The organism is Nocardia sp. CC213A, assembly GCF_030766805.1.
GTDB classification, from domain to species: Bacteria; Actinomycetota; Actinomycetes; order Mycobacteriales; family Mycobacteriaceae; genus Nocardia; species Nocardia otitidiscaviarum.
The window spans coordinates 174,363-189,751 of sequence record NZ_JASFXA010000016.1 but is presented as its reverse complement, the minus strand read 5'-3'; the positions used below and the strand labels follow the sequence as shown (position 1 = coordinate 189,751).

The 15,389-nt window shown below is 67.7% G+C and carries 17 protein-coding genes; 7 read left to right on the top strand and 10 right to left on the bottom strand.

The window, feature by feature from the left end:
• Nucleotides 1-180 precede the first annotated feature (180 nt).
• Nucleotides 181-594: a DUF5318 domain-containing protein gene (locus QJS31_RS26785; protein ID WP_081592817.1), complete on the bottom strand. Its 414-nt coding sequence runs from the start codon at nucleotides 592-594 to the stop codon at nucleotides 181-183.
• 370 nt (nucleotides 595-964) lie between these two features.
• Here QJS31_RS26785 and QJS31_RS26780 point away from each other — a divergent pair, with 370 nt between their 5' ends.
• Both QJS31_RS26780 and QJS31_RS26775 read left to right on the top strand, forming a co-directional pair.
• A complete protein-coding gene (locus QJS31_RS26780) occupies nucleotides 965-1,522 on the top strand; it encodes a PadR family transcriptional regulator (RefSeq protein ID WP_029930357.1) in 558 nt (185 codons plus the stop codon).
• The gene (locus QJS31_RS26775; RefSeq protein WP_306358019.1) at nucleotides 1,515-2,615 is read left to right on the top strand and encodes an inositol-3-phosphate synthase; all 1,101 of its coding nucleotides are present in this window, start codon (nucleotides 1,515-1,517) and stop codon (nucleotides 2,613-2,615) included. The genes QJS31_RS26780 and QJS31_RS26775 overlap by 8 nt, the downstream gene beginning before the upstream one ends.
• 169 nt (nucleotides 2,616-2,784) lie before the next feature.
• Here QJS31_RS26775 and QJS31_RS26770 read toward each other — a convergent pair whose 3' ends face one another.
• The 6 genes from QJS31_RS26770 to QJS31_RS26745 all read right to left on the bottom strand — a co-directional run bounded on the left by QJS31_RS26770 (nucleotide 2,785) and on the right by QJS31_RS26745 (nucleotide 9,449).
• Complete coding sequence (locus QJS31_RS26770) at nucleotides 2,785-3,216, bottom strand: GyrI-like domain-containing protein (RefSeq protein WP_228808764.1); 432 nt, start codon at nucleotides 3,214-3,216, stop codon at nucleotides 2,785-2,787.
• A 4-nt stretch (nucleotides 3,217-3,220) separates the two neighbouring features.
• Nucleotides 3,221-3,691, bottom strand: coding sequence for a GyrI-like domain-containing protein (locus QJS31_RS26765; protein ID WP_029930354.1), 471 nt, complete (start codon nucleotides 3,689-3,691; stop codon nucleotides 3,221-3,223).
• Between the two features lie 165 nt (nucleotides 3,692-3,856).
• On the bottom strand, nucleotides 3,857-6,067 hold the full coding sequence (locus QJS31_RS26760; RefSeq protein ID WP_306358018.1) for a transglycosylase domain-containing protein: 2,211 nt from the start codon (nucleotides 6,065-6,067) through the stop codon (nucleotides 3,857-3,859).
• Between the two features lie 97 nt (nucleotides 6,068-6,164).
• Entirely contained in the window at nucleotides 6,165-7,043 is an 879-nt protein-coding gene (locus QJS31_RS26755) for a carbohydrate ABC transporter permease (protein WP_081592815.1), read from the bottom strand.
• Entirely contained in the window at nucleotides 7,043-8,011 is a 969-nt protein-coding gene (locus QJS31_RS26750; RefSeq protein WP_282785034.1) for a carbohydrate ABC transporter permease, read from the bottom strand. The genes QJS31_RS26755 and QJS31_RS26750 overlap by 1 nt, the downstream gene beginning before the upstream one ends.
• A 136-nt stretch (nucleotides 8,012-8,147) precedes the next feature.
• Nucleotides 8,148-9,449: an ABC transporter substrate-binding protein gene (locus QJS31_RS26745; RefSeq protein ID WP_282785031.1), complete on the bottom strand. Its 1,302-nt coding sequence runs from the start codon at nucleotides 9,447-9,449 to the stop codon at nucleotides 8,148-8,150.
• 149 nt (nucleotides 9,450-9,598) lie between these two features.
• Between QJS31_RS26745 and QJS31_RS26740 the strand changes: the two genes are divergently transcribed.
• Nucleotides 9,599-10,507 carry a DUF2786 domain-containing protein gene (locus tag QJS31_RS26740; RefSeq protein WP_282785030.1) on the top strand — a complete coding sequence of 303 codons (909 nt, stop codon included), beginning with the start codon at nucleotides 9,599-9,601 and terminating at the stop codon, nucleotides 10,505-10,507.
• Nucleotides 10,501-11,010, top strand: coding sequence for a TIGR04338 family metallohydrolase (locus QJS31_RS26735; RefSeq protein WP_282785033.1), 510 nt, complete (start codon nucleotides 10,501-10,503; stop codon nucleotides 11,008-11,010). Before QJS31_RS26740 ends, QJS31_RS26735 begins: the two co-directional genes overlap by 7 nt.
• Nucleotides 11,011-11,049: 39 nt before the next feature.
• Here QJS31_RS26735 and QJS31_RS26730 read toward each other — a convergent pair whose 3' ends face one another.
• Nucleotides 11,050-11,241 (bottom strand): DUF397 domain-containing protein, encoded by a 192-nt coding sequence (locus QJS31_RS26730; RefSeq protein ID WP_282785029.1) that lies wholly within the window; start codon nucleotides 11,239-11,241, stop codon nucleotides 11,050-11,052.
• Nucleotides 11,238-12,095 (bottom strand): helix-turn-helix transcriptional regulator, encoded by an 858-nt coding sequence (locus QJS31_RS26725; RefSeq protein ID WP_282785028.1) that lies wholly within the window; start codon nucleotides 12,093-12,095, stop codon nucleotides 11,238-11,240. The genes QJS31_RS26730 and QJS31_RS26725 overlap by 4 nt, the downstream gene beginning before the upstream one ends.
• A gap of 238 nt (nucleotides 12,096-12,333) precedes the next feature.
• Between QJS31_RS26725 and QJS31_RS26720 the strand changes: the two genes are divergently transcribed.
• Genes QJS31_RS26720 through QJS31_RS26710 form a run of 3 tightly spaced genes read left to right on the top strand, consistent with a single transcriptional unit; the run spans nucleotide 12,334 to nucleotide 13,774 of the window.
• Nucleotides 12,334-12,582 (top strand): hypothetical protein, encoded by a 249-nt coding sequence (locus QJS31_RS26720; RefSeq protein ID WP_282785027.1) that lies wholly within the window; start codon nucleotides 12,334-12,336, stop codon nucleotides 12,580-12,582.
• Nucleotides 12,579-12,947: a hypothetical protein gene (locus QJS31_RS26715; protein WP_282785026.1), complete on the top strand. Its 369-nt coding sequence runs from the start codon at nucleotides 12,579-12,581 to the stop codon at nucleotides 12,945-12,947. The genes QJS31_RS26720 and QJS31_RS26715 overlap by 4 nt, the downstream gene beginning before the upstream one ends.
• On the top strand, nucleotides 12,944-13,774 hold the full coding sequence (locus QJS31_RS26710) for an NmrA family NAD(P)-binding protein (protein ID WP_306358017.1): 831 nt from the start codon (nucleotides 12,944-12,946) through the stop codon (nucleotides 13,772-13,774). Before QJS31_RS26715 ends, QJS31_RS26710 begins: the two co-directional genes overlap by 4 nt.
• 439 nt (nucleotides 13,775-14,213) lie before the next feature.
• Here the strand turns inward: QJS31_RS26710 and QJS31_RS26705 are convergent, their stop codons facing one another.
• Complete coding sequence (locus QJS31_RS26705; RefSeq protein WP_306358016.1) at nucleotides 14,214-15,197, bottom strand: o-succinylbenzoate synthase; 984 nt, start codon at nucleotides 15,195-15,197, stop codon at nucleotides 14,214-14,216.
• Between the last annotated feature and the right edge of the window lie 192 nt (nucleotides 15,198-15,389).

The following is a 15,389-nucleotide window of genomic DNA, read 5'->3' as shown; positions in this document are numbered from 1 at the left end:
GAACCGCCACGCTGGGGGCGGCCGCGGGGCGGTCCGTCGTCATAGGGCGAATTCACAGCCTGAATCTCCAATAACTCGACTAATTGGGGTAGCTCGGGCGGTATGCCCGCGGGGCACTCGAATGTCCCTCAAAGACCTCGGTACACACGGGCTCCGCGTTTCAGCGGTCGGTGTGGCCTTTCATTCGGCGGCGGTCCGGCGGGTTCCCGCACGGCGGCGGCGGGCCGGTGTCGGGGCGTTGCCCAGCACATAGGACTGCACCAGGTGATTCCAGCTGCACGTGCGGCACACCTCGACGACGTGCACCGAGAATTCCTCGCGGCTCTCGGCCATCCGAACCAGTTCCTCCGGGGTGCGGGCCGAACCCGCGACCGGCCCCAGCCCGTCGCCGAACACCCACGATACGAGAGTGAGCTGCTCTTTCCGGCAGATCGGGCATGTGACCTCGCTCCCGCGCCCGTGAAACTTCGCCGCACGCAACAGGTACGGATTCGCATCACACACTTCGGCGACGCCGACGCGCCCCGCGTAGACGTCGGCCAGCAGCGACCGGCGCCGGAGCGCATAGTCCACTACCTGCCGCTGTATTCGCACGGCACCAGAGTACTTGCTCCGACCCACACCCCGCCGGGCCGATCTGAGACTCTCCCCACTCTCCCCAGCCGCTCGACGGCCCGTCTTTCCACACTCACCGACTCGACCGCGCTGCCCACCCTCATCCCCGAGGGCCCTGTCCCTGTTCATGTCGCGGCAACCCATCTGTTCGCGGCCCGCCCCGGTCTGGACTGACCGGAGCGGGGGAGCGAAGCGGAGGAGCGGAGGGAGGGAAGACCGGGGTGAACAGGGCCGCGAACCGCCGGAGCGCAGCGGAGGCAATCAAACACAGATGTATCGGTGCGATATAGTTTGTAGTCGCATCCATCGGTTAGGTCTGAAGAGAACAGTCAGGAGGGGGTGAGGCCCGGTGCTCGAGTTGGCAATCCTCGGGCTGCTCCTCGAATCGCCCATGCACGGCTACGAGCTGCGCAAGCGATTGACCGGTCTGCTGGGTCCGTTCCGGGCCTTCTCCTACGGGTCGCTGTATCCGACCCTGCGGCGTATGCAGGCCGACGGTCTCATCGCGGAGCAGAGTCCCCAGGGGCTCGCGACGCGACGGGCCCGCAGGGTTTACAACCTGACCGAGACCGGCCGGGAGCGGTTCAGCGAACTGCTGGCCGATACCGGTCCGCAGAACTACACCGACGACGGCTTCGGCGTTCATCTCGCCTTCTTCAGCCGCACTCCCGCGGAAGCGAGAATGCGAATTCTGGAGGGGCGGCGCAGGCAAGTCGAGGAGCGCCGAGAGGGACTGCGGGAGGCGATCAAGCGTGCCAGTGGGCAGCTCGACCGCTACACCCGCCAGCTCCATCAACTCGGTCTCGAATCAAGCGAGCGCGAGGTGCGCTGGCTCAACGAGTTGATCGCCGCGGAGCAATCGACCAAGGCGGCACCACAGAAAGAGGGAAATATCGGCCATGACTGACATCAATACGGCTGGGGGCGCCACCGAAGTTCGCGTGGCCATCGTAGGTGTGGGCAACTGCGCGTCCTCCCTGGTGCAGGGTGTGCAGTACTACAAGGACGCGGACGAGTCGTCGACCGTTCCGGGTCTCATGCACGTCAAGTTCGGCCCCTATCACATCCGCGACGTGAAGTTCGTCGCCGCGTTCGACGTCGATGCCAAGAAGGTCGGTTTCGACCTGTCCGACGCGATCTTCGCGAGCGAGAACAACACCATCAAGATCTCCGATGTGCCGCCGACCGGTGTCACCGTGCAGCGCGGCCCGACCCTGGACGGCATCGGCAAGTACTACGCCGAGACCATCGAGCTCTCCGAGGCCGATCCGGTCGACGTGGTCAAGGCCCTGAAGGACGCCGAGGTCGACGTGCTGGTGTCCTACCTGCCGGTGGGCTCCGAGGAAGCCGACAAGTTCTACGCGCAGTGCGCCATCGACGCGAACGTGGCCTTCGTCAACGCGCTGCCGGTCTTCATCGCCTCCGATCCGGTGTGGGCGCAGAAGTTCACCGACGCGGGCGTCCCGATCGTCGGTGACGACATCAAGTCGCAGGTCGGCGCGACCATCACGCACCGCGTGATGGCCAAGCTGTTCGAGGACCGCGGCGTGCAGCTCGACCGCACCATGCAGCTCAACGTCGGCGGCAACATGGACTTCAAGAACATGCTCGAGCGCGAGCGGCTGGAGTCCAAGAAGATCTCCAAGACCCAGGCTGTCACCAGCAACCTGAGGAAGGAGATGGGCGCAGGCGACGTGCACATCGGCCCGTCGGATCACGTGGGCTGGCTGGACGACCGCAAGTGGGCGTACGTGCGCCTGGAGGGCCGCGCCTTCGGTGACGTGCCGCTGAACCTGGAGTACAAGCTCGAGGTGTGGGATTCGCCGAACTCGGCGGGCATCATCATCGACGCCGTACGCGCCGCCAAGATCGCCAAGGACCGCGGTATCGGCGGACCGGTCATCCCGGCCTCGGCCTACCTGATGAAGTCCCCGCCGCAGCAGCTGGCCGACGATGTCGCCCGCGCGCAGCTGGAGGCGTTCATCATCGACGCGGACTAGCGACGGCGCGGGGCGACTCCGCGCACCCGTGAGGGAACGAAGCCCCGCCTCGGATGGGATCCGAGGCGGGGCTTCGGCACATCAGCCCCTTCCAACACTCGCGGGGCCGCTCCTGGTTCTCCCGCCGACGCTACGACGCGGCCGGGCTCTTGAGACTGGCTGGTCGCGTTCAGTCGAGGGAGACGTAGACCTCCACCGAGGCGGGGCCGGTGTAGCGCTCGATCTCCGCGGTATGCGAGCGCGTGATCTTGCCCGCGCTCTCCGCCTTGGCGACCTTGGCCCAGGCGGTGCGGAGCAGATCGTACGGCTTGTCGGTCACCACGAACTTGGCGTAGCGGCCGGGCGGGATGCGGGTCAGCACATCGCCGATGTCGAGCTGGTCGAGATCGGTGAGTTCGTAGCCCAGCACCGCCACGGCGTGATCGTTCTGTCCGATATAGGCCGCCACGCGGTCGGCGCGCTTCTCCCGGGACAGATAGCGGTCCCAGGTGAAGTTCACCAGATCGAGGTCGCGCGCGGTGACCTCGCGTCCGGCCAGCGGCACCGTCAGCCCGCCGATGAGTGCCTCGTCCAGGGTGACGATTTCGAAGTCCACGGTCATCCCCCTACGCCTTGTCCCGGCCGTCGGCCGAGTTCGGATCGAGCGCCACGAACACCTCCACGGTGTGCATGTCCGGGTAGTGCTCGAAATCCCCGGTGTACGCGCGGTTGATGACGCCGCTGGCCTCCAGGTCCCACACCGCCCGCCAGATCGACACGATGGTGTCGCCCAGGTTGTCCCCGCTGCGGGTGAACCGCGCGAAGACTCCGGCCGGGATGCGCGCCAGCACGTCGCCCGACTCCAGATCGGCGAGGCTCTCGCAGCGGTAGCCGACGATATGGGTCAGATACGAACCGATCTCGGGCGCGTGGTCGACATACGCGGTGGCCGGAGGTCCGGGCAGGTTGCGGGAGAGGTTGCGCTTCCACGCCTCCTCGACCTTCGCGCGGCGCGGTCCCTCGACCGCGAGCGCCGGACTGCGTAGCACCGTTCCGGCTACCAGCGTTTCGTGGCGTTCAACGACATTGAATTCCACCGGCGTCGCCCCTATGTCTCGTGCTGTATCCCACCCGCGTCTACTCCACCCGCATCCTGCCACCGCCCGTTCCGGCGGCTGGCACCGGTGGCGGTTTCCACCATATCGGGGGGTTGGTCCGAATGGGTCCGCTAACCGTTTTCCATGATCAACACCAAGTCCGTGTCAGCCGGGCACCGGGATGCTGAGGCCGGGAAATATCTCGACCTGCCGCGGTGGCGGCGCGGGCGGGATGATCACGACAGGTGCCTGTTGTGCGCCCTGCTGCGGATCGAGTATGTCGAATCCGCTCGACCCTGACGAGTCCTCTGGGGGCACCGGATGGGGAAATTGTTCCACCGGTGTACCGACCAGCGCCCCGTCCATGGTCTGCTTCCAGATATCCGCGGGCAGTCCGGACCCGTAGACGGCCGCACCCCCCGCCGTTCGAATGGGTTGGGATTGTTCGGTTCCCACCCACACCGCGGTGGACAGCGACGGGGTGAAGCCGACCATCCAGGCATCCTTGTTCTGTCCGGTCTCCCCCAACTGCGTGGTGCCGGTCTTGGCCGCCGACGGCCGTCCCCCGGCGAGAGCGTGGCCATTGGAATAGGCGGCGATGGGCAGCATGGCCTGGGCGGTGGTGTCGGCCACGGTGGCCTGGAAACGCTGCTGCGGCGGCGCCGCGCCGTCCTCGCGGTCCAGCAGCACCCGGCCGTCACCGGTGAGCACCCGCTGCACGAAATAGGGCTTGCGATAGGCACCGTGCGCCGCGATCGTCGCGTACGCCGACGCCATGTCGATGGGCCGTACCGAATACGCGCCGAGCACGATGGCGGGCAGCGGCGGACCGCCGTTCTCCGACAGGGTCTTACCGGGCACCCCGGGAATCTCCTCCGGAATGCCGGCCTGGTGCGCGGCGTCGGCAATGGCCTTCGGCCCCGCGAACAGGGCCTGCGACAGCCGGTAGAAACTGGTGTTGAGGGAGCGTTTGAACGCCTCGGCCATCGAACAGGTCCCGCAGCTCTCATTGCCGACGTTGTGGATCTTCTCCCCGTTCACGGTGAGCGGCGAGCTGTCGATCTTGTAGCCCAGTGTGATGCCCTGCTGTAGCGCCGCCAGCACCGCGAAAGTCTTGAAGGCCGAACCGGTTTGCAGCGGGGCCTGCGCGAAGTCGAAGCCGATCCCGTCCGCGCCGCCGTAGTAGGCGCGCACCGCACCGCTGCGCGGATCGATGGAGACCACCGCGGTGCGCAGTTCCGCGGGCTGTCCGCCGAGCACATCCCCGACCGCCGCCAGCGCCGCCTGCTGGGCTCGGGCGTCGATGGTCGTGACGATCTGCAGCGCACCGGTATTGAGTTCGTGCTCGCTGATCCCGGAGGCGCGCAGTTCGCGCAGCACCTGGGCGCGAATGAGGCCCTCCGGCCCGCGCGCGGCGTTGGCGTCCGCCAGCTGGGTGACGGGCACGATCTCCGGGAATCGCACGGCGGCCCGCTCGGCCTGCGACAGCGCCCCCATCTCCACCATGCCGTCCAGCACATAGGCCCAGCGGTACCGCAGATCGTCGAGGTGGGTCTCCGGATCCAGGATCGACGGGGTGCGTACCAGCGCGGCCAGCACCGCGCTCTCGGCGAGGGTGAGTTCGGGGACCGGCTTCTCGAAGTACGCCTTGGCGGCGGAGGCGATTCCGTACGCGCCGCGCCCGTAATAGATGGTGTTCAGATAGGCGGCGAGAATATCGTCCTTGGTCCATTGCCGGGCCATCTTGGCGGAGATGATGAGTTCGCGCATCTTGCGGTTCATCGTCCGCTCGGAGGTGAGGAAGGCGTTCTTCACGTACTGCTGGGTAATCGTCGAGCCGCCGCCCGCGTCCTCGCGTCCGGTGAGATTGTCACGTGCGGCGCGCACGAAGGCCGACAGCGAATAGCCCGGATTGGTGTAGAAATCCCGGTCCTCGGCCGAGAGCATGGCCAGGCGCATGTGCTCGGGCACGTCGGCGAGCGGGATCGGCAGTCGATTGCCCTCCGGCGGAACCACCTTCGCGATGACCGAGGTACCGTCGGCGGCGAGGATGGTGGCGATCTGATTGGTCTGCACCGCGTTCGGTTCGGGAATCTCGGCGCTCCAGTACGCCAGCCCGAGCAGCAGCGCCGGCACCGCCACGAAGATCGTGAACAGCGCCAGCAGCACCCGCCGGATCCGCTGCCCGCGCGTGCGGCGTGGTCGCCGCGTCCCGCCCTCGCCCGGTGCGGGCCGGCTGCGCCGCCGCGGCCGCGAACTCCGATGCTGCGCCTGCCGTCGCGAGGTGACACTCGCCAGTTCGTTCCACCCAGCCATGCTGGAATACGGCGGCGGCTCCGGATTGCGGCCGCGCGGACGGAACGAGCTCACGAGCATCTCCTTCCGGAGCGTCGACAAAGCCTGCGTACGGGAGAAGCGCCGCGGCCCAGCGTGCGGCGCGACCCATGCTAGTGGACGCGATCCCGATCCGGGTTCAGCTCTTGACACCGCCCGCGGTGAGACCGGAGATGATGCGACGCTGGAACAGCAGCACCATGATCACCAGCGGAATGGTGACGATGGTGCCCGCCGCCATGATGGCGGCGTACGGCTGGACCTGCGGATCGTTACCGGAGAACCGGGCCACCGCGACGGTCACCGGCTCGGTCTTGTCCGAGGAGAGCAGCCGCGCCAGCAGGTACTCGTTGACCGCGGCGATGAAAGCCAGGATGGCCGTGGTGAATACGGCCGGTGCGGCCAGCGGCAGCATGATCAGGCGGAACGCCTGGAAGCGCGACGCGCCGTCGATGCGGGCGGCCTCCTCCAGCTCCCAGGGCAGATCACTGAAGAACGACGCCAGGATGTACACGGTCATGGGCAGCACGAACGAGATGTTCGGGATGATCATGGCCTGGTACTGCCCGATCCACCCGATATCGGTGAACAGCTGGAACAGCGGCGTCACCAGCACCACCACCGGGAACATGGACGCCGACAGGATCAGGCCCGCCACCAGGTACTTGCCCTTGAACGCCAGCCGCGCCAGCGCGTACGCCGCCATGACGCCGACGATGAGTGCGATGACCGTGGTGATCGACCCGATGATGACGCTGTTGACCAGCGCTCGCCCGAAGTCGTTGCCGCGGCTGGTGTCGAAGGCGTTGCGGAAGTTCTCGAACGTCACATGGGTGGGCCACGGGGTGTTGTCGAAGGTGTAGGCCGGATCGCGCAGTGCCGTGACGACCATCCAGTAGAACGGCCCCAGCCCCCAGATCAGGATGATCAGCGCGCCGAGATACACCCGACCGTTGGTGAGACGCTTGACCCAGGGGGTCGTCTGCCGCACCCGCGGCGCAGCGGTGGTCGTCGTCATCAGTGCGCCTCCCGCTGCTCTTCCTGGGTGCGAACCGCATTGGCCCCCAGGAACTTCACCAGCACGAACGCCACCGCGAATATCAACAGGAAGGTGATCATCGACAGCGCCGCCGCGCTATTGGGCCCCTGCCGCACCTGGTCCACCACCAGCATGGAGATGGTGCGGGTATTGGGGTTGTTCATGGTCATGATGGCGGGCAGGTCGTACATGCGCAGCGCGTCCATGGTGCGGAACAGGATCGCCACCATGAGCGCGGGCTTGAGCAGCGGCAGCGTGATGTGCACGAACCGCTGCCACGCCGACGCGCCGTCCACGCGGGCCGCCTCGTACACCCCGTCCGGAATCACCTGGAGTCCGGCCAGGATGAGCAGCGCCATGAACGGCGCGGTCTTCCACACGTCGGCCGCGATGACCGCGAACCGTGAGGGCCACTCCTCGGCGGTCCACAGGATGCTGGTGCCCAGCACCCGGTTGACCACGCCGTCGTACTGGAACATGAACTCCCACAGCCGCGCGGTGACGGCGGTGGGGATGGCCCACGGAATGAGCACCGCCGCGCGCAGCAGGCCGCGCCCGGCGAAGGTCTTGCCCATGATCATGGCCATGCCGAGGCCGACCAGCACCTCCAGGCTCACGGTGACCACGGTGAAGAACAGCGTGACGCCGATGGCCAGCCAGAACGCCGAACCCAGGTTGCCGGTCGGGCAGGAGACGGTATTGCCGAGCGAGTCGCGGCACTGTTGCAGCAGCCAGTGCGTGTAGTTCTCCAGCCCGGCGCCGCCGCCCTCGACGAACATGCCGGTGGACGGGTCCAGGCCGGAGTCCTTCTGGAAGGACATGATCACGGCCTGGACCACCGGGTAGCCGATCACCACGGCCAGGGTGATCAGCACCGGCGCGACGAACAGCCAGGCCCGGCCCGATCCGGCGAAGACAGCGCGGCTGGTCCGCTTCTTCTTCACCAGTTCGGTGGCGGGATCTTTCGGGCTGGGCGTCGCGACATCGGTCGCTCCCGAAGGACGTGACACCGTATTTCTCTCCTACGGGACTGACTCAGTTATCCAGGGAACAGCGCGGTGGACTCCAACACCGCCGAATCGGTTACGACCCGGCGGTCTCGATGCCCTGCTGCATCCCCGTAATCGCCTCGTCGATGGTCTTGCGTCCCTCGAGGGCAGCATAAGCGTTGTCCTGCACGGCCTTCGAGACGGCCGGGTAGAACGGCGTCACCGGCCGCGGCACCGCCGAGGCGATCGACTCCTTGAGCGCGGGCAGGTACGGCATCTTGGCGATCAGCGCCGGATCGTCGTACATGGAGGCCCGCACCGACGGCAGCGCGCCGGAGGCGACGATGTGCTGGGCGTCCTCGCTGATCAGGAAGCGCAGGAAGTCCAGCGCGGTGGCCTTGTTCTTGGAGTAGGCGCTGATGGCGGCGTTGTAGCCACCCAGGGTGGAGGCGCCGACGCCGTCCTTGCCGGGCAGCGGGGCCACGCCGTACTTGCCGACCACCGCGGAGCCCTCACCGCCGGCGATGCCGTAGAACGACGGCCAGGTGCGCAGGAACATCAGGTTGCCCTGGGCGAACGCGTTCTGCGACTCGGTCTCGGTGAAGGAGATGGCCTCCTTCGGGATGTCACCGTTCTTGTAGGCGTCGACCAGCACCGACAGACCGGCGCGCGACTCCGGGCTGTCGACGGTCGGGGTCTTGCCGTCCGGGCCGACGAAGGTGCCGCCGTAGGCGTTGATCACCTCGGCGGTGTTCACGGTCAGACCCTCGTAGGGCGCGAGCTGACCGGCGTAGCAGCCGATATTGTTCTCCCGCGCGATCGGGCACATGGACAGCATCTCCGACCAGGTCTTGGGCGGGTTCGGCACCAGGTCGGTGCGGTAGAACAGCAGGCCGCCATTGGTATTGCGCGGCGCGGCGTACAGGGTGCCGTTGTAGGTGGCGCTCGCGACCGGCGGGGACAGCAGCGTCGAGGTGTCGATGGCGAAGGAGTCCTGCAGCGGCTGGATCCAGCCCTTGGCGGCGAACTCGGCGGTCCACGGCACGTCCAGGGCGACCACGTCGTAGTCGGCGGACTTGGCCTGCAGATGCTGCTTGAGGTCGTCGTACTGCTGGGAGGCGTCGTTCGACTGCTCCTTGAACGTCACCAGCTCGTCCGGGTGCGCGGCGTTCCAGCGGTCGATGAGCTGCTTGACCGCACCGGTCTCGGTGGTGTCCTTGCCCTCGACGTAGGTGATCGGTCCGCGCCCGGTGAGGTTCTCCGAGGCGGCATCGTTTCCGCTGTCGCTCGAGCAGCCGGTGGCGAATGTCGCCGTCAGCAACGCCGCACCCGCGGCCGCCAAGGCGGCTCGTGGCACGAGCGACTTACGTAGGGACGACACCTTCTTCAAAGCCATCGCTGTAACTCCAGGGGTTCGAGACGTGAGCGGCGGCACACTCAGCCGTTTGCACAAGGGAAGATACATGGTCGGGTGGTCTCGCGCCGGAACTACCTCAGGCATCGGGCCGCCGATCGTCGTCGGTACCGCCAGCTAGGCTTGGGTCGATGTCATCTCAGGACCGGATGTTGACGCGGATCGGGGGTTTGCTCCGCCAGGCGGAGTCCACCGAGAACGAGCACGAGGCGGAAGCCTTCATGGCGGCCGCGCAGCGACTGGCGACCCGCTCGTCGATCGATCTGGCGGTGGCGCGCTCGCATGTGGCGAGTCGGGAGCGCCGACCGACGCCGGTGCAGCGGGTGATCCCGATCGGTGCGCCCGGCAAGCGGGGACTGCGCACCTACGTACAGCTTTTCGTGGCCATCGCCGCCGCCAACGACGTGCGCTGCGATGTGGCCCGCACCTCCACCCAGGTGTACGCCTACGGCTTCGACGGCGATATCGACACCTGCGAGGCGCTGTACGCGAGTCTGCTGATCCAGATGGTGCGAGCGTCGGACCAGTACATCAAGTCGGGCGCGTACAAGTCCGGGACGGTCGAGAAGGTGGTCACCGAGAAGCGTTTCGGGCGCACGGTACGCACCCGGGTGCGGGCCCCGGTGGCGGCGGTGACCGCGCGGCTCAACTTCCAGATGGCCTTCGCCGCCCGCGTCGGCCGCCGCCTCGCCGAGGTGAAGTCCGAGGTGGAGACCGAGGCGGTGCGCACCGACGGGTCGGGGGACAACGCCGGAAATGGCGGCGCGGCGGGTGGCAGTGCGGCCGGTGATGGCGCGGGAAGTGCCGCCGCCGGGACCGTGAATGGCACCGCACTCGCCTTGCGCGACAAGGAGATCGCCCTGACGGACTTCTACCGGCAGACCTCCGAGGCGCGCGGCACCTGGCGCGGACCGGAAGCCTCGGCGGGATATTCGTCGGCCGCGCGGCGGGCGGGGGACCGCGCCGGACGGGCCGCGCGTCTGGGCACCGCACCGGAACTGGGCGCGGCCCGAGGCGAACTGCCCGGCGGCGGATCGTGACCCGCGACTCCCAACGCGGCCGGGTCTACGACGCGGAGGCACTGGTGCGCGGAATCTTCGAACGGGCCGACGAATTCGGCGCGCGCACGGTGGAGGTGCACGGGTCGCAGCTGACCCTGCCCGTGGAGCGGAAATTCGCCTCGGTGGCATCGGTGCAGGATTACGCGGACCGGGTGCTGGCCCTGAACTGGGTGCGCGCACACTGGCCGCGCGCCGCCACACCGGTCACCGTGCGTGCGCGCGCCGGGTCCAAGGCGGCGCACTACGAGGTGACCGGGGCCGTGCTGGCCGTCCCCCTGCACGCCAACGGAAGTGCCTGGGCACTCCGCGAATTGGTGATCCTGCACGAACTCGCCCACCATCTCGAGGCCGATTCGGAGAAATGCGCGCCGCACGGCCCCGAATTCTGTGACCGCTATCTGGAATTGATCGACGGTGTGATCGGACCGGAGGCCGCATTGCTCATGCGCACCACCATGCTCGGCTGCGGTGTGCGTCTCTGAGGGTCCGATTCGGACCCCGCGGTCATCCGCGGTGGCGCGTCACGCTTCCCAGATTCCGCTGTCCAGGAAGCTGTCCCACGCCGCGCCGTCGAACTTCAGCTCCGGGCCGCCCGGGTGCTTCGAATCCCGCACGCCGACTCGCGTGCCCTCGAACTTGATCTCCACGCACGCGTTCGAATGCTCCGATCTGCTGGATTTGAACCACTCGCCAACAGGGGGATTGCCGGTCACGCCGCGTACTCCTTCGCAACACGCAACACCATGTCTCTGGTGTCCTCCTCGCTCAACGCTACAGCGTGCAGGCTCTCGACCGCCTCGCGATACTTCGTGACCACGGCTTCTTGTTCGTGGTACAAAGCGCCGAACGCGTCTTCGATATAGACCACAGGAGGTTCCCGCAGGCCTCGTTCCAGCGTAGGGAACTCCAGCAGCGTGAAGGAGCCGATCGTCAGCGCGCGATAGGCGGGGCCGAACGGGATGATTCGGACTATCAAGCCTGGAATTTCACCAGCGGCCACCAGCCAACGCAGTTGTTCGGCCATTACGGATGGGCCACCGATCTGATGTCGCAACGTGGCCTCGGAGATGAAGGCCCGGAGTCGAAAGCCCGTGCTGCCCAGTCTGGTTTGCCTTCGGATCATCAACTCCACGCGCCGCTCCGCATCGACTGTGGAGAGTTCCGGATTGTCCATCCGGCCCATGGCCCGACGGTAGTCGGGTGTTTGCAGCAGCCCGGGCATGAGTACCAGCTGGTGGGTGGTGACGGAACTCGCTGCTGCTTCCAGACGCAGATAGTGCGGGAAGTGCGCCGCGAGCTGATCGGCGTAGGCCTGCCAGAAAGCCTTCGAAGTGCCCTGCAATTTAGCGACTTTCGCTTGTTCGCGGACCTCCTTCCACAACTCCATCGCTCCGGCTCGTTCGCGCGGGCTGAGTCGATAGAGGTCGAGTAGCTTCTCGATCTGCGGCCCCGACACCTTGGACGCGAGTCCTTGTTCCAACCGCAACACCGTCGGCGGCGATACATCGATTTCCAAACCGGCCGTGAGCAGGCTCTTACCGGCGCGTTCACGCATCTCCCGAAGCATGCGGCCGAAGGCTCGACGTGTTACCGTAGATCCAGACATTTCCTTAGCCTCGCTATCCGGGCGCGCACACGGTGAAACGTTCCGTCGTGAAATTCCAGTGTATTTCCCGCGTGTCCGGCAATGTTCGTTTTCCACAACCTGTTTCGGGTGTGTACTGAGATTCACGCCGGACGACGACGCACCGCGGAGTCGCCGCTCGGTATCGAATCCTTTCCCCTATGCAGGCAGGAGTGGCCGAATGTACTGGGCAGCGCTTGTGATAGCCGCGGCATCCACGATCACGGTGTGGGCGATGTGGGGCGTGCGGGACGACTATCGGGAAGGACGCGACCGTCCCCCTTTCGTCCTCCGGTACGTGGAGGGCAACGGCACCATCGTGGTCCCGCGTCTGCCGGTGACGGGGCTGCACCGCGCTCGGCGGCGCCGGCACCGCCGCATCCACTCCGGCTGGAGCGGCATGCCGGGTCTGGTCGGCGGTGCGCGATGAGCACCCGGCCTGCCGAATCCCGTTCCCTCGCGGATTCCGTCGATGGCGTCGCCGTCCCCACCTGGGGTGAGATGGACGAAGCGCTGCACGATCTCCTGGCCCACCACACCTGCGCATCGGATGATTGCCAGCGCAAACTGGATGCGATCCGGCGGGTGGTGTCGGCATTCGACCGGCAGGCCGGGGCGATCGCCGTGCTACTGAGCGACGCCTTGGCCGTTGAGGACGGTACCCAGCCGCTGTCCCGTGCGGTGGACGAACTCGCGTCCCGCTGGCCGGCGATACGCGCCGGCTCAACCGCACTTGACCTGAACCAAGGTTTAGCTTCTACCGTCGTCGGCGACGACGAAAGGAGAACGTCATGACGACCTTGGTGACAGGCGCTACCGGGAACACCGGACGTCACGTGGTGGCGGAACTGGTGCGCCGCGGCGAGCCGGTGCGGGCGCTCACTCGCGATCCACGCGCCGCAGCCGAAAAGCTGCCGTCCGCAGTGGAATTGGTGCAAGGCACGCACACCGACCCGGACACGGTGCAGGCGGCTCTCGGCGGGGTGAGCCGCCTGCACCTCACGGTGACGGACGGTCTCGCGGCGGTCGGCCCCGAACTGGTCGAGCGGGCGGTGGCGGCGGGCGTACGCCGGATCACCGTTGTGTGGGGCGGCATGGTCGGCCCCGTGGAGCAGGCCGTCGCGGAATCCGGTGTGGAGTGGACCCGGCTGGAGCCGCAGGAATTCATGTCCAACACGCTGACCTGGGTCGATTCGATTCGCGCGGAAGGCGTGGTGCGGGAACCCTACGACCATCCGAGCGCCCTGGTACACGAGGCCGACATCGGGGCGGTCACGGCGCTCGCCCTGCTCGAGGACGGTCACTCCGGACGTGCCTACAACCTCACCGGACCCCGGGCGCTGACCATCGCCGAGCGGTTGCGCATCCTCGCCGACGCGGTGGGCCGCGAACTCACCCTCGCCCGCATCACCCACGAGCAGGCCGTCGAGCGGCTCATGGCCACCGGCGTGGCACGCGCGGACGCCGAGTACGTGATCGGTTGGTACGCATCACCGCCCAGTGAAGGCTCCACCGTGGACGACACCGTCGAGCGTCTGCTAGGACGCCCGGCCCGCACCTTCGAACAGTGGGTCACCGAACACGCCGACCGCTTCCGCCTCGAAGCGGTCGGAAGCCGCTGATCGACGCGTCGCGGGGATCGGCGGCCGACCGAGCTCGTTGGAGTCGCGTGCGAGGTCGAGTCTGCGCCGGGTGCATGGCCCAGTCCGGTTCGACATCGGTCCGGGCTGGCGCTGTGCCACCCGCACACGGGCTACTCGACCGCCGAGTGAGTCCCACCGAAGGTCGTGAACCGGGTTGGCGCCGATGTTCCGCGTGACGCGCTGGGACGTGCACACGACTGCGGCGGCGCATTGCTGACGGTCGACTGCGACGGGGTCGGTCACATCGGGCCGGGCGCTAGAGGAGCCGACGATGACCCCGGCCTTCCCTGCGACACAGGGTAGTTGCGGTGACCAAGGCGGGAACCTGCCCGGTGCCGCAGGTTTGCCGGGGTCGTAGTGTCAGCGGACTGCGGCAGCGGCTGGTGCACGAATGGCCCACGCGAGACGCGGGTGGAGCTCAGTCCAGCAGTCGGCGCACCCGGTCCAAGCGGGCGTGCCACCAGGCGGTGCGGTCGGGGTCCGGGTGGCGGTAGCGCTCCAGTAGTCGGGGGTCCGGGGTCGGTGGGGTGCGGGGCACCGGGAGGTAGCCGTCGTGCGGGCGCACCGGGTCGGTCACCAGATCGCCGGTCAGCAGGGCGAGGGTGCCCAGGCCGCAGGCGAATTCGAGGTTCGGGAGGGCTCCGGCCAGGGCGAGCTGGGCGGCGAGCCCGACACTGGTCTCCAGGGCGGAGGAGACCACCGTCGGCAGTCCGGCTGCCTCGGCCACGTTCAGCGCGCGACGCACCCCGCCGAGTGGCGTGCACTTGAGCACGGCCACGTCGGCGGCCCCGGCCACCGCCACCCGCATGGGATCCTCGGCGCGCCTGATGGATTCGTCGGCGGCAATGCGCACATCGACGCGGCGGCGCACGGCCGCCAGCTCCTCGATGGTGCGGCAGGGCTGCTCCACATACTCCAATCCGCCTGCCGCACGGTCGATCTGCTTGATCCGCGCCACGGCGGTGTCCACACCCCACGCCGCATTGGCGTCGACCCGAATCGCACCGTCCGTGCCGAGCGCATCGCGCACCGCCGCCACCCGGTCCAGATCCTCGGCGAGCGAATCAGGGTGGTCGGCCACCTTCACCTTGGCGGTGCGGCAGCCCGACGCGGCCACGATCTCCCGGGCCCGCTCGGCATCCACCGCGGGCACCGTGCAGTTGATCGGCACCCGCTCCCGCACCGGCTCCGGCCAGCCCACCGTCATCTGCTCCACGGCCGTGGCCAGCCACCCCACCGCCTCCCGATCGTCGTACTCGGGAAACGCACAGAACTCACCCCACCCGCGTGGCCCCGGAATCACCATCCCCTCGCGAACCGTGATCCCGCGGAACCGAGTTCGCATGGGAATGGCGTACACGACCGCGGCGTCGAAGTCCGGTGCACTGAGGTGCTCGCTCACCACCGGCAGCCTACTCACCTCGGGTTCCGGTCGCCGCCGACCTGCGGCCTCGCCCGTGTTCCGGTCGTCGTTGGTCTGCGGGCTTGTCTCGTGTTTCGGTCGTCGTTGGTCTGCGGGCTCACCTCGCGTTCCGCCCGCCGCCGGTCAGCGGACACGCCTGAGCTCTGCTCGCCGGGACGGTGGGCCGCTCGT